The sequence below is a fragment of the Paraburkholderia sp. USG1 genome (assembly GCF_031570135.1).
In the GTDB taxonomy this organism is placed as follows: domain Bacteria; phylum Pseudomonadota; class Gammaproteobacteria; order Burkholderiales; family Burkholderiaceae; genus Paraburkholderia; species Paraburkholderia dioscoreae.
Genome location: NZ_JAMWXW010000005.1, coordinates 210034 through 223129, shown reverse-complemented (window position 1 = coordinate 223129; position 13096 = coordinate 210034). Strand labels below are relative to the sequence as shown.

At 63.8% G+C, this 13096-nt stretch carries 12 protein-coding genes and 2 pseudogenes; 4 read left to right on the top strand and 10 right to left on the bottom strand.

What is annotated here, in order from left to right; translation table 11 throughout:
- Window positions 1–50: 50 nt before the first annotated feature.
- Together NE850_RS09075 and NE850_RS09070 are read right to left on the bottom strand one after the other, a co-directional pair.
- The gene (locus NE850_RS09075) at window positions 51–1040 is read right to left on the bottom strand and encodes a substrate-binding domain-containing protein (RefSeq protein ID WP_310698653.1); all 990 of its coding nucleotides are present in this window, start codon (window positions 1038–1040) and stop codon (window positions 51–53) included.
- Between the two features lie 53 nt (window positions 1041–1093).
- Complete coding sequence (locus NE850_RS09070) at window positions 1094–2431, bottom strand: leucine-rich repeat-containing protein kinase family protein (protein ID WP_007178174.1); 1338 nt, start codon at window positions 2429–2431, stop codon at window positions 1094–1096.
- Between the two features lie 286 nt (window positions 2432–2717).
- On the opposite strand from NE850_RS09070, the gene NE850_RS09065 reads away from it, so the two are divergent.
- Both NE850_RS09065 and NE850_RS09060 read left to right on the top strand, forming a co-directional pair.
- Window positions 2718–3350: a methylated-DNA--[protein]-cysteine S-methyltransferase gene (locus tag NE850_RS09065; protein WP_007178175.1), complete on the top strand. Its 633-nt coding sequence runs from the start codon at window positions 2718–2720 to the stop codon at window positions 3348–3350.
- 128 nt (window positions 3351–3478) lie between these two features.
- On the top strand, window positions 3479–3784 hold the full coding sequence (locus tag NE850_RS09060) for a hypothetical protein (protein ID WP_007178176.1): 306 nt from the start codon (window positions 3479–3481) through the stop codon (window positions 3782–3784).
- Window positions 3785–3856: 72 nt separating this feature from the next.
- Here NE850_RS09060 and NE850_RS09055 read toward each other — a convergent pair whose 3' ends face one another.
- From NE850_RS09055 to NE850_RS09040, 4 genes are all read right to left on the bottom strand, one after another.
- The gene (locus NE850_RS09055; RefSeq protein ID WP_007178177.1) at window positions 3857–4723 is read right to left on the bottom strand and encodes a GNAT family N-acetyltransferase; all 867 of its coding nucleotides are present in this window, start codon (window positions 4721–4723) and stop codon (window positions 3857–3859) included.
- The gene (locus tag NE850_RS09050; RefSeq protein WP_007178178.1) at window positions 4720–5961 is read right to left on the bottom strand and encodes a Zn-dependent hydrolase; all 1242 of its coding nucleotides are present in this window, start codon (window positions 5959–5961) and stop codon (window positions 4720–4722) included. Before NE850_RS09050 ends, NE850_RS09055 begins: the two co-directional genes overlap by 4 nt.
- A gap of 290 nt (window positions 5962–6251) precedes the next feature.
- Window positions 6252–7838 (bottom strand): S9 family peptidase, encoded by a 1587-nt coding sequence (locus NE850_RS09045; protein ID WP_007178179.1) that lies wholly within the window; start codon window positions 7836–7838, stop codon window positions 6252–6254.
- Window positions 7839–7860: 22 nt separating this feature from the next.
- Window positions 7861–8763, bottom strand: coding sequence for a LysR substrate-binding domain-containing protein (locus tag NE850_RS09040; RefSeq protein ID WP_165189195.1), 903 nt, complete (start codon window positions 8761–8763; stop codon window positions 7861–7863).
- 203 nt (window positions 8764–8966) lie between these two features.
- On the opposite strand from NE850_RS09040, the pseudogene NE850_RS09035 reads away from it, so the two are divergent.
- Both NE850_RS09035 and NE850_RS09030 read left to right on the top strand, forming a co-directional pair.
- Window positions 8967–9299: pseudogene (locus NE850_RS09035) on the top strand (alpha/beta fold hydrolase); the annotation flags it as partial.
- A gap of 11 nt (window positions 9300–9310) precedes the next feature.
- On the top strand, window positions 9311–10057 hold the full coding sequence (locus NE850_RS09030) for an SDR family NAD(P)-dependent oxidoreductase (RefSeq protein ID WP_007178182.1): 747 nt from the start codon (window positions 9311–9313) through the stop codon (window positions 10055–10057).
- A 35-nt stretch (window positions 10058–10092) separates the two neighbouring features.
- Here NE850_RS09030 and NE850_RS09025 read toward each other — a convergent pair whose 3' ends face one another.
- From NE850_RS09025 to NE850_RS09010, 4 genes and pseudogenes are all read right to left on the bottom strand, one after another.
- Window positions 10093–10800 carry a dienelactone hydrolase family protein gene (locus NE850_RS09025; RefSeq protein WP_007178183.1) on the bottom strand — a complete coding sequence of 236 codons (708 nt, stop codon included), beginning with the start codon at window positions 10798–10800 and terminating at the stop codon, window positions 10093–10095.
- A 90-nt stretch (window positions 10801–10890) separates the two neighbouring features.
- A complete protein-coding gene (cynS, locus tag NE850_RS09020; protein WP_007178184.1) occupies window positions 10891–11334 on the bottom strand; it encodes a cyanase in 444 nt (147 codons plus the stop codon).
- Between the two features lie 194 nt (window positions 11335–11528).
- Complete coding sequence (locus NE850_RS09015; RefSeq protein WP_007178185.1) at window positions 11529–12587, bottom strand: porin; 1059 nt, start codon at window positions 12585–12587, stop codon at window positions 11529–11531.
- A gap of 215 nt (window positions 12588–12802) precedes the next feature.
- Window positions 12803–13081: pseudogene (locus NE850_RS09010) on the bottom strand (DUF899 family protein); the annotation flags it as partial.
- Between the last annotated feature and the right edge of the window lie 15 nt (window positions 13082–13096).

Below are 13096 nucleotides of genomic sequence, written 5' to 3'. Positions count from 1 at the left end.
TGCGAGAGTGAGTTCTCTTGCTCTCGCAGCAGCCGTATCACGACCTGCAATCAGCGATCCGCAGCCGTGACCAGTTGCAGCGGCGTTTCGATCACCCTCGACAGCTCGCGCTGCTTCTTCTGCTCCGTCACGGCCTTCAAAGCCACGTCGACGCCGAATATGGCTTGCCGCGCAGGGAACTGGTTGATCGTGGCGAGCACGCGGCCATCGGCGATCAACGGCTTGATCGCATCGATATCGTTATAGCCGGTGACGTAGACGCCGCCCGTTCTACCCGCGTCGCGAATCGCGTCGACCGCGCCCATTGCCATGTTGTCGTTGCCGCACAGCAAGCCGCGTATCTGCGGATGATCGTTGAGCATCTTCGAGGCGATGTCCCGCCCCTTGCCGTACTCCCACTCGCCGGACTGAACGGCGACGATGTTGATGCCCACCGCATTCATCGCGTCCCTGCAACCTTCCGTGCGCTGCTGTGCATTGCGATCGGCCGGACTGCCTTCGATGACGCCCACCTGATCGCCCGCATGGAGTCGCCCCGCCAGATAATTGCCGACTTGCTGCGCGCCCTTGCGATTGTTCGGCCCGACGAACGGCACGGAAATCCCGGCCGCATCCTGCGCGGCCTCGTCGAGCGGGTTGTCGATGGCGATCATGACGATGCCCGCCTTGATCCCGCGCGCGACCACTGCCGTTAATGCCTTCGAATCGGTCGGCGCGATGACGATCGCGTTCATCTTCGCCTTGATCATCTCTTCGACCATGCGGATCTGTCCGGTGGTATCGCTTTCGGTAGCCGTTGCACGCACGGTCAAACCGAATTGCGACGCGAAATGCTGCTGGTAGTCCTGCGCGGCGTTCGCCATTGCCACGGTGAACGGATCGGTCTGCGACTTCAGCACGAGCGCGATCCTGAGCTTGCCGCCCTGCACGGGCACGGCGCCTGCCGTGCCGCCAATGCCGGCCGCGGCCAGCGCGCCGGCAAACAACACGCGACGGCGCATCCGCGAGGAGGGCTTCCTTCGGGGCGTCTTCTGCGTCATTGAATCTCTCCTTCCGTGGCGGGCCGACGGGTGGCCGTGCTGCGCTTTGCCGATCATCGTTCGCCCTTCAGCGCCAGCAAACGCGCCGTGATTTCGTCGAATAGCGGACGGCTTTCGATCACCTCGCTCAGGCAATTGTCCTTCAACTCCACCAATAGCGCGGCGGCGTCCGCCTGCGAGTCTGGCCAGTCGCATCGTTCAAGCAATTCTTCGAGCAGACAGCCGTATGCCCTTACTTCGAGACGTTGGAGCGCGAGGCCGGTGCTCCGGTCTTCAGGTGCATAGAAGGAAGCGGCGCCGAAATCTCCCAACAACGCGCGCCCTTGACCGCCGTACAGAATGTTGTGTGCGTACAGATCGCCATGCATGATGCCTTGGTCATGCAGATGACGCGCCGCCGACGCCATTCCGTACGCAATGCCCAACGCCGAAGCCGCATCGAAACGCGTGTCGGCGCCATAGATATCGCGCGTGCAGGATTCGAGGCTGGGAGGACCGGCAAGGTTTCTGAATTGCGGATCGATCAACTCCATCACGAGGCCGTGCGTGCCCGCCGGATGATCTTTGACCTTTCCGACCACCGGGATCAGGTTCGCGTGATCGCCCGCGCGAATGCAGGCGGCCATCTCGCAGTCCGGCAAACCGTCGCTCGTGACCGTGCCCTTGAACAGTTTCACCGCGACAGCGCGGGACGCGTCGTGATGCCCCGCAAGCTCCGCACGATAGATGACACCGGAGGCGCCTTCGCCCAACGGCGCTTCGAGCTTCAACTCATGCCATGCAATAGCGGTCGTCGGCGTGTCGATCAGCGCCGCCGCTTCGAGCGCTTCGCTGAACGGATTGCCGGCGTACGCCAGCCAGGAGAGCCGCGGCAAACGCAGCAGCCACGCGGGTAATCCGCCGAGTTGGTTCGCCGCGAGACGCAGCAATTCGAGCCGCGAGCAGGCCGCCAATTCCTCGGGAAGCGCGCGCAGGCGGTTGCCTGCCAGCATCAGCTTTTGCAATTGCGTACAGCCGCCGATATCGGCGGGCAGCGCTTCGATCTCGTTGTCGGTGAGGATCAGCCAACGCAGTTGCGATGGCAGCGCGTTGGCGGACACCCGGCGAATGCGGTTCGCCTTGAAGCCCACCATGCTCAATTGCGGGCACTGCCCCAGCACTTCCGGCAACTCGGTGAACGGGTTGTCCGATGCAAAGAGAATGCGCAGCTTGCCCAGTCGCGGCAAATCGTCCGGAAGCGTCGACAGCGCGTTGCCCGACAGGTCGAGAACCTCCAGCGTATCGGCCAGATCGAAAATCTCGCGTGGAAATTCGCTCAGCCCGCATGCCAGTTTGAGCCGGCGCGTGCCCGCGAGTTGTCCGGCCCGTAGTTGTTCAAGTGTCGTCGTCACAGTCGTAGAGAGAGGTCCGGTTGCCGGTGCGCTTCGTATCGAAGGTATCAATTCTACTGAGTCGCGCGCCTGGCGCGAAAACGGTTGTACAGTGACGCATCGTCCGCGTTCCCTTCAGGACAGCAGCCCGGTGATGGGAGGCCTTTCACAAGGAACGGGACAGCAAGATCCGGAGCGCCCTCAGAGCGAACAAGGCTCACACTGTCGTATATCGGCGCGCTTGCCGCGCGCATTCGCAGACTCGCCTTGCAGCATCTGTGCCTCCAACCAGTCAGGAGCAAGCCAAGTGACATACGCCTACAAGCTGATGGACTCGCCCGTCGGCCAGTTGAAACTCGTTGCGAACGGCGAGCGCCTCGCCGCCATTCTGTGGGAAAACGACAAGCCGAACCGGGTGCGTCTGGGAGAATGGGTCGAAGCAAATGACCGTCCTGTCCTGATCGACACCGAACGGCAGTTGAACGAGTATTTCGCCGGCACGCGGCGCGAGTTCGACCTTCCGCTCGCCTTCCAGGGAACGGAGTTCCAGAAACAGGTCTGGGCCGCGCTGTTGACGATACCGTTCGGCCAGACGCGCAGCTACGCGGAAATCGCCATGCAGATCGGCAACGTCAACGCGGTGCGGGCGGTCGGCGCGGCGAACGGCAGGAATCCGATCTCCATCGTGGCGCCGTGCCACCGGGTGATCGGCGCATCCGGCGACTTGACCGGCTTTGCGGGAGGCCTGGCGAACAAGATGTTTTTGCTGTCGCTGGAGGCTGGGCAGACGTCGCTCGAAGCGCAAGCCGACCGGCAGACCGACATGTTCGCGGACGAAGGAAAGGCGAAGGTCGAAGCTCAAGCGAGATCCGAAGCCCAGACGAAACCCGCACGCCATGCGCCGAGCCGCGGCACGCAAAGTTCGCTGTTCGGAACCTGAGCGGCTGCACGCTCCGCAAGCGCCCCGACTTTGCGGAGCCGCGTTGAATGCTTCGAAACAGATCACGTTGACGCGCGCATAAAGCATCTATCCTTAAGAAGCCCTTTGGGCGTCAACAGGAGGATGACATGCGCATGCTTCTCAACATACGAATCCCGCACGAACCGTTCAACACCCTGGTGCGCGAAGGCATCGCCGGTCAAGTGGTCGGGCAGATACTGGAAGAGATAAAACCGGAGGCAGTCTACTTCACCGAGCAGGACGGAACACGCGGAGCGGTGCTCGTCGTGGATATCGACAACGCATCGTCGATTCCCGCCCTCGCGGAGCCGTGGTTTCTGAAATTCAACGCCGACTGCGAAATGCGCATTGCGATGTTGCCGGAAGACCTGATGAAAGCCGGGCTGGATAAACTCGGCGCGAAATGGAAATAGGGGTTGCCGTCCGCGGTTCGCGGCTTGCGCCGCCGACGGCGATGTCATGGCGAAAACACCATCGGGCTACGATCAGCCGAGCTCGAACGAAGTCACTCCGAACACGCGCTCAATGGAAATCGCCGGCGGTTCATGGGTGTACATCCGCGCGGTTTCGAACACGCTCGTCATGCCGTGCCGTTCGGCCAACGCAACCGCATCCGCATTGATCTCCGGTACGTCGAAGAAAAACGCTTCACCCGGAATGCTCAACGTCAACGCGGAAAACAGATGGCCCGCAATTTCACCGTTATCGGCGAAGAGCGGGCCGATCTTGCTGCCTGTCCGGCAACGCCGCAATACGCCGTAGCCCACAACCCGGCCGTCGCGGACCGCGACTCGCGCAATCGCGCCGCGCTGCGCGAGCCATGCAGCGAGAAAGTGCTCGCGGCTGGCGGGAAAGCATTGCCGATCGTAGTGGCTCAGCGACTCGAAGGGTAGCGCCGAAGCATTGTGCAAATCAGCATGGGACTCGCTCCGGGCAATGTCTTGTACGACGCCCTGAAAGCGGATGTTGCGACAGGCGAGCTTGAATCCCGACCTCCTGTAATTCGCCTGCTGCGCGACCACGCCATCCAGACCCACGTTGCGGTTTCGCAGATAGTCCATGCCATGCCGCCAGATGCGCATGCCGAAGCCTCGACCGCGAAACGCCTGCTTCACGATATATAGGCCGATAAAGCCAAAGTCCTCGCCGTATGCGGCAGCGGACAGACACGCCACCGGTTCGCCGCGCCATTCGCCGATGAAGAACCCGTCCGGGTCCGCCGCGCGAAAACAGGCGGCATCGTGCAGACCGGGGTTCCATCCTTCCAGTGCGGCCCATTCCACCGCCAAAGCGACGTCCCCGGCCGACATCCTGCGCACGACGAAATCGTCTTGCTGGTTCAGGCTCGTCATGATCGTTTCGCCCACTCTTCATGCAGCATCGCCGCGGCAGCCGTGGCCGCGACCTGGCAGCCGAGGACGATGTGCGCCTCGGCCGTATCTTCGATGAAATCGTGGCTCACGCCGCCGATGCTCGGCACGAACATCATGCAGGCCGACATGCAGCGGGCGATAACCTGCGCGTCGTGCGCGGCGCCGCTCGGCATGCGAATCCATTGGCCGGGCGCCACCGCATCGGCGGCGCGCGCCAGATGGTCCGCGAGCGGGGTGTGCATGGTCACCGGTTGCATCGGTTCGTCGATCGTCGTCAGTTCGACGCTGACCGGGCCTTGTGCATTGAAGTCCCGCACCAGATCGGCGAGCGCGTCCTGCATCGCCTGCAAACGCGCGGCGTTCGCGTCGCGGAATTGCAAGTACATATCCGCCGCGCCCGGCACCACACTCAGCGAGCCCGGGTCGAGGTCGATGCGGCCCACCGTCCAGACAGTATCGGCATCCGCGAGCCGCGCGAACGCTTCGTTCATTCTCGGGATAAAGGCCACCAGCGCCGCACCGGCGTCGCGCCGGATCGTCATGGGCGTCGTGCCGGCATGGTTGCGCTGGCCGGTGAAGCGCAATCGCAGCTCGCGCAGCCCGACGATGGTGGTCACGACCCCAATGGACTTCCCAGCCGCCTCCAGCCGACCGCCCTGCTCGATATGCGGTTCGAGATACGCGACATGCCGGCCTGGCTCGAAACGCACACGCGGCCGCCCGGCAAGACCCGCCGCTTCGAGTACGTCTGCGAGATGTTGCCCTTGACGGTTCGTGGCGTCGCGGATCGACTCGTCCACGCTATCGCCGACAAAACTGCGACTGCCGAGCAGGCCGGAAAACGTGCCCTCTTCGTCGATCCACGACGCCACGTCCACCGCGAGATGGCTCGTCGCCTCGTGTTCCGCCAGCGAGCGTGCAATCTCCAGGCCGTAGATCACGCCCATCGCGCCGTCGAGCCAGCCGCCGGTCGGTTGCGTGTCGGTGTGAGAACCGATCACGAGCGCCGGCCCGCTTTTGCGCGAGCGCCCGAACACGGTTCCCACGCCGTCGATAACGGCGTCGAGCCCCGCTTCCGCCATACGGCCGGCCAGCCATTCGCGCGACGCCAGATCAACCGGCGAAAGCGCCAGCCGGACGACGCCCGGCCCCGTGGCGCCGAAACCGCGCAGCCGTTTGAGATCGGTCAGTAACCGGTCCGGATCGATCTTCACCACGTGCTCATCTCCTTTGATTGTGGGTTCACGCTACCGGGCGTGATTGCGCGGCGGGTCAGCGGCCGCACATCGCCTCGTGACAGTCCAAACGCAGCCAACTGCGCGCGCGGCGCTTCGTGGTACGTACTAAAGCGGTGAGAGAGGTCTGCTGCGGGGCGCCGTATCTCCCGTCACGGATTGAGTCGCCAATGTTTTCGCCACCGGTTGCGTTGTCTGCGCATGATAGCCGCAGGCGCTTGAAACTTCACGGACCTCGGCTCTCGCCGGTAATGTCCGCCTGATACGCGCGCTCAGAATCTGGCGAAGAAAGCCCGCGCCGCCACCATGCAGGACGACGCGACCAGTTGGCCGTGATAGGCCCGCAGTACCGCTGATACTCCACCCTCGGCCGCGCCACCGGCCACGGCCTGACTCGCGACTTCAGCCTTCGCACTCGCGAAACCGCGCTTGATGGGCGCGTACGGATCAGCTGGTCCGGCAACGGCAGAATCCACATCCAGCACGGACGTCAGCCCTGCGGACACCTTGGCGTTCTGCCAGTACGCCTGCTCGATGCGCGCGTTGAAAAAGAACACCGTGGGATCGGCCTCGCCGCCGCACAAAAGGACCGGCGCACGCGGCAACCAGTTGCGCAGGTCGTTGCGCCTGAACGCCTGACGCAACGGATGCATCGGATTCGATGCCGGCTCCATTGCTGCCGTTGCGTGGGGAAATGCACCATCGGGATTGGCCACGGCGTCCTCCAGCAGGGTCAGGCGATAGGCGTTGCGCACGAGGTTGGCCTTGCCGAATCCCGCCGCGAACAGCGGCATCAATACCGGCGGCGTCAACGACGGCATAGCGGGCGGCGTCAACGAGGCGAACTGCGGCGCGGGCGGCGCACTGTTAAAGAGTTGCGTCGACGGCAGTTTGCCTGCGGCGATCAACTTGTTGAGCGGCTGCGCGCTCGGCAGCAAAGTTTCGATACCAGATGCGTAAGCGGCGTCGTAGAAGTCGCCGGGCCGACGGTAGATATTCCCGTAAGCACGCTGGTAACTCGTCACGATCAGCGTCGCGAAGAGCGTCGAACCCAGGTTGACCTGGCCTTCGATGAGCGCGTCGGCGATAGCGGCAAGCGCATACGGACCGGAACCCGGCGCGGACGCGGTCACCTTCACACCCGCCGCCTGCAACGCGCGATGCGTCGCCAGGGCAACGAAGCCGCCTTGCGAATAGCCGGTGACGAATAGCTTCCCGTTCTCGTGTGCTCCACCGTCCGGCTTCACCTCGGCGAGCGCGAGGCGCGCCGCCTGCAGCGAGTCGATCATATCGGCGGATTGCTGGTCGGCGTTCAGATACGGGTGGTACGGCAGATCGGAGCCGGCGTAGCCCGCATAGTTGGTCGCCACGACGATATAGCCCCGCGCCGCATACATGGCGGCCACGCTCAGGCCTTCCCCGGCGCCGGCGCCGTTGCCGGGATCCGTTCGCGTGATATCGGCGAGGTTGTAGTTGCGGTACGCGGTGGTGCCGTGCGCGTAGAGCATCAGCGGACGCGCTCCGCTGCATGCCGCCGAAAGCCCCGACGGAATCATCAACGCGCCGCTCGCGTTCGTGGACTCGCCCGCGCCGCCGATGGTCCGGTAGCGAAAGCTCACGATCTCGATACCGCACGTGGGCGCGCCGGCAAGCCGTGCGAGCTGCCGGCCGCCCACGCTCGACGCCAGCAAGGTCGAAAACTCCGGCGCGCTCAGCGTGAGCGTGACGTGGTGGTCGAGAAGCTGGCCGCGTGCATTGCACGCTTCGTGACAACCGGAGCCGGCCTGCGCAGCGACACTCGTGCCCAACGTGATACTTGCCAGCAACCCGAGGGTCGCCCTTCGCATTGCTACAGACATATGACGCTCCCGCTTGTTGGTATCAGGGCGAGCGGCCGGCGTTCGCGTGCGCCAGCAACTCTTCGGCCCTCGAAAGAAACAGCTTCAGCACCGGCGATGTATTCGACCTGCTATAGCCGATCACGAGGTCGACGGTCGGCGTCTCGCCTGCGAGCGGCCGGCTGACCACCGACCACGGCAGCAGGTTGTTCGCATACTCCGGCATCAACGCGAGCCCACGCGTGGACGCGACGAGCGACATCGCCATAGCCAGGTTGTCGACGCCGTGGCCGGGCGTGACCGCTATGCCGTTGTCATCCAGATAGCGCTGGATCACGTCGTGCAGCACTCGCGCCTTGTTCGACGCCATGATGAAAGTCTCGCCGGCGAAATCATCCGGACGGATCGCGCTTCGCCCGGTCAGGCGATGGTCGCTCGGCATGAGCACGATCAGCTTCTCGCTACTTACCACCTGATAGTCCAGATCGAAGCCCGGTTCGGCACGCAGAAACGCAAGGTCGAGTTTGCCGCGCGCGAGCGCATCGGCAAGGTCTGGCGAATAGTGGCTCGATACCGTGACGTCGATGTTCGGCAGCTCGTCGCGCAGCACCTGCATGGCGCGCGGCAGCCAGGTCATTTCCTGGCCGGTCAGGAATCCCAGCGCGAAGACCTGCTTGGAAGGTCGCGCGGCACGGCGCGCGGCTTCAATGGCGGCGTCGACTTGCGAGAGCGCGAGCCGCGCATGGTCGAGAAACGCCTTGCCCGCCGCCGTCAATTCGACGCCGCGTGCGCTGCGGTTGAACAACTCCGCGTCGACTTCGTCCTCCAGGTTGCGAATCTGGCGGCTCAGCGACGGCTGCGACGTGTGCAGGCGCCGTTCCGCCGCCACCGTCAGGCTGCCCGCTTCGGCGACGGCCACGAAGTACCGCAAATGGCGAAGCTCCATAGATCCTCTTTGAATTCCGTTTGCGTCTTACCTGACGGGCATGCCTGACAGGCATGCCCGTCAGCCTACAAAGTCTTTTTCCTTTCCACAAGCCCCCGCTACATTACCCATCAGGCAGCAACGCCCAAGACAACCGAGCAAGCCTCGGCCTGACCCCCGCCTCCCGCTCCATGCCTTTCATCTATATTGCCGAGGAACCGAAAATGACCCCACCGGCTGCTTCGAATGACCCCGCCGTGACGCGCCACACGCACCAGACCGCCCCGACCCGTTATGTCGAAGCGAACGGCATCCGCTTCGCGCATCGCCGCTTCGGCAAGACGGGAGGCGTGCCGCTCGTGTTCGACATCCATTTCACCGGCACGATGGACCATTGGGATCCGGCCGTGACCGACTGTCTAGCGCAAGATCGGGAAGTGATCCTGTTCAACAACGCCGGTATCTCCAGTTCCTCAGGCGAAGTGCCGGAATCGATCGAAGAGATGGCCGCCAACGCCGCCGCGTTCATCAAGGCGCTCGGTTTGCTTCAACTCGACGGAGTTTCGCCATGAACAACCTCACGGGCAAGACCGCGCTCGTCACGGGCGCCTCACGCGGCATCGGCCGCGCCAGCGCACTCGCACTCGCCCAGGCCGGCGCACAGGTGCTGGTTCACTACAGCAGCGGCGAGAAAGAAGCGGATGCCGTGGTCGCGGAAATTCGCGCGGCCGGCGGCAATGCGCAGAAAGTCGCGGCGAATCTGCGCGAGGCCGACGGTCCGCATAAGCTGGCAGCGCAGGTGCGCGCGGTGATCGGCCACCGGCTGGATATTCTGGTGGCGAACGCCGGGATTTCGAAGGCGGTCAGCATCGATGACACAACCGTAGAAGACTTCGACGATCTGTTCGCCGTGAACGTGCGCGCACCCTACTTCCTCGTGCAGCAGTTGCTGCCGGTGATGTGCAAGGGCAGCAGCGTGGTGCTGCTCTCGTCACTCGCGGCGCGCGCCGCGGTCGGCACGCTGCCGGCCTATGCCGCGACCAAGGGCGCGGTCGATACGCTCGTAAAGCATTTCGCCGCCGCGCTCGGCGCACGTGACATTCGCGTGAATGCGGTGGCGCCGGGCGTCGTCGAAACGGATATGTCGAACTTCACGAAGACCGACGCGGGGCGCCAGGTGACGCTCGGCATGCAGGCGCTCAAGCGGGTGGCGCAGCCGGATGACATTGGCGGCGCCGTGGCCTTTCTCGCCTCCGACACCGCTCGCTGGATTACCGGCGAGACCTTGCACGTCGACGGTGGGTCGAAGCTCTGAGCCCGGCGAGGCGAACCTGCTGCCGGGCTCGCCGCCTACTTCCACAAAGTGCGGCCGAAAAACGTCAGCGTACGATCCCATGCCTGTTGCGACCACACCGGATCGAACTGCGTTCTCGCGATACGGCCCGGGCCCACGGCCTCTTCGTTGGCAAAGCCGTGGTGCGCGAGATAGCGGTAAAACTCGACATCGACATTCGCGCCCTTCAGTTTGCTTTCCAGCGCATCGACCGTTTCCGCCGTGAAGAACTCGTCTTGCGTGGCCCAATGACCGAGCACCGGCACTTTGATTTTCGATGCGTCGATGTACTCCAGCGGAGGGAAGCCATACCAGGCCACGCCGGCCGACAATTCGGGCACATTGCACAGCGCGAGCAAGGTCAGCGCGCCGCCCATGCAAAAGCCCGTCACGCCGACCTTCGCCGTTTGCTGCTTCAGATACTGGACGGCGCCGCGCACGTCCTGCGTAGCAGCGTCGCCGAAATCGAGCCCGTCGAGCAGGTGGTGCGCCTCCGCCTCCTCCACCGTGGTCTTGCCGCGAAACAGATCGGGCACCAGCGCCAGATAACCGGCCTGTGCGAGCCGGTCCGCCACGCCGCGAATCTGGTCGTTCACACCCCACCACTCCTGGATCACGACAATGCCGGGCGCACCCTCCAGCTTCTGCGGCTTGGCCAGATAGCCCTGGATCTGCTGGCCGTCCGGGCGGCTGAACGTGATCATCGAACCTGCTGACTGTTTCATCGGTTGCTCCTCGAAGTAGACGAAGCCGCTAGCATAGCCCCACTGTGGGTGGTTCTGCAGACTCGGTGCCAGGTCAGCCGATCGGTGCGATCAGTACGATTTGTAGGGAAGGAATTTGCCGCTGAGCACCACCTTGACGCGATCACCGTTCGGGTTCGGCTCACGCTCGATATCCATCGAAAAGTCGATCGCACTCATGATGCCGTCGCCGAACTCCTCGTGGATCAGCTCCTTGATCGTCGTGCCGTACACGCTCACGATCTCGTACCAGCGATAGATCAGCGGATCGGTTGGAACCGCGCTCGGCAGCGAGCCCTTGTACGGGACGATTTGCAGCCAGGCGGTTTCCTCGTCGGTCAGGTCGAACAGTTCACGCACGACGGCGGCCTGCTTCGCATCGAGTGTCATCTGGCCGAGCATCGCCGCGGTCGTCCACTCCTTGCTCCGGCCGATTTTCGTGGCGATCTCACCCCAGCTCAGCTTGCTTCTGACTTTCGCGGCGATGATTTTCTTCGTGACGTCGTTGCGATCCATGATGCAGTCCTCCATAAAAGTCGGGCGATACGCGCATGAGAGCCGTCGAGCGATAGTACTCAAGACGAAATAAGCGCGCTCGCCTCGACATGCCGCGCTTCAGGTCCGGAAATAGCGCGGCCGGTCGAGGTCGGCAATCGGCCCGGTGCTTCCGCTGCAATCGAATGCGACCGGCGGCACCGTTCCCTTGCCCGCTAGAATCGCTCGAGCACGCCGAACTGCACGCCCGCGACCGGCGCGCCTGGATAGGCGACCGGCAGCCCGGTCACGTTGACGCCGCGCAGGGTGAAGCCGGCGCCGTCGTGATTCGACAGATAGGCTGCGCTGAAATAAAACAGCAAGGTGGAAGAAAAGTTGTATTCGAATGCCAGGCTGAACTGATCCGCGCTCGCACCCGCACCGGTAAAGTCGCGCACGTGCGCATAGCCCACCGACGCGCGCATATTCGAAGAAAAGCTGTATTGCGCCGAGAGCGCGCCGCCCGCGCCGTGATAGAGCGGCGTGCCGCCATCGCCATTGAAGAAGGCGAGCCACACGCGCACTTTATCCACCGCGTACGTTGCGCCGCCGAGATTCGCGCGCAGTGCGCCCGCGCCGTGCGTCTGCTGACGCGCGTAGAGCAGCCTGAGTTCGTCGAGCTGATACGCGGCGGTAACGTAGTATCCGTCGATGCCGTTGCCATCGCTCTCCGCCTGATCGCGCGTGGCCATCATGATGGTGCCGCTGAACCCGCCGACGAGCGGTGAAAGATACGTGATCGCGTTACTGGCGTAGGGCGTGATCTTCGACAGGTTGTTGAGTCCGGACGCAATCGTGCCGGCGCCGAACGCGTCGAGATAGCCTTTGAACGGGATATAGATAGGCGAGTATTGCCGGCCGAAACGCATCTCGCCCCATGCGCCCCGGGCACCGACCCACGCCTGGCGGTTGAACAGAAGACCCGGACTCTGAAGCGAACCGTCGGCCGAGCTGAAGCCGTTTTCCAGCGTGAACACCAGATCGGTGCCGGCGCCGAGCGGCTCGCTGCCGCGCAAGCCGATCCGCGAACCGCGATAGGCACCCGAGTCCAGACGCGGCGTCCACCCGGACCCGGGATCGGTGATTTCGAGGCTGGTGTCCAGTACGCCGTACAGCGTGACGGAGCTCGTGCTCGTGCCCTGCGCCGCGAGGCTTGGCCCGCAAAATAGCAGCGCCGCGCCGCCGACGCCTGCACACCAAACCAGACGGCGGCGCCAGGCGGCAACCTGTGCCACCGCAGCCCACTTTCGTGGCGACTCGTTGAGTGAAGATCGCGTGGCACCGACCAGATGAAGTCCTCCACAGTGACATCCAACGTGTGTTTCCAGAACGATAACCTGCCATGTTCAGACAGGCCGCTCGCGGGCCCGGCTTCGACCATAACAGACCTGAGCCGGATTGCAATTTTTGGCTCCATTGTCGCGAGCGGATAGCGTGCCCGAGACGCGTGTCAGTGCTTCCCATACTCGTCATGGCGGCGCCACCAGACACCTGTTTCGTTGCGTCCCTTGGGCGCGCGGTCGAGCCATTGATACATACTCCATAGCGCATCCACGCCGCGCCCATAAGTGGAATACGTGTGATACACGACACCGTCTTCGAGCACGAATGCGCTCATGCCGGGCCTGTCGAGCGAATACGTGGGCGCGTCGGTTCCGCAGGCGCCCGCGAATTCGACGACGGGCGCCGGGGCCGGCACGGCATCCATTGCATGACCGCCGCGCTGGTAGTCGTCGCTCTGCCG

Coding starts and splice junctions, on each gene's coding strand:
- NE850_RS09075 (WP_310698653.1), bottom strand. CDS start 1,040: ATGACGCAGAAGACGCCCCGAAGGAAGCCCTCCTCGCGGATGCGCCGT.
- NE850_RS09060 (WP_007178176.1), top strand. CDS start 3,479: ATGCGCATGCTTCTCAACATACGAATCCCGCACGAACCGTTCAACACC.
- NE850_RS09055 (WP_007178177.1), bottom strand. CDS start 4,723: ATGACGAGCCTGAACCAGCAAGACGATTTCGTCGTGCGCAGGATGTCG.
- NE850_RS09045 (WP_007178179.1), bottom strand. CDS start 7,838: ATGTCTGTAGCAATGCGAAGGGCGACCCTCGGGTTGCTGGCAAGTATC.
- NE850_RS09040 (WP_165189195.1), bottom strand. CDS start 8,763: ATGGAGCTTCGCCATTTGCGGTACTTCGTGGCCGTCGCCGAAGCGGGC.
- NE850_RS09030 (WP_007178182.1), top strand. CDS start 9,311: ATGAACAACCTCACGGGCAAGACCGCGCTCGTCACGGGCGCCTCACGC.
- NE850_RS09025 (WP_007178183.1), bottom strand. CDS start 10,800: ATGAAACAGTCAGCAGGTTCGATGATCACGTTCAGCCGCCCGGACGGC.
- cynS (WP_007178184.1), bottom strand. CDS start 11,334: ATGGATCGCAACGACGTCACGAAGAAAATCATCGCCGCGAAAGTCAGA.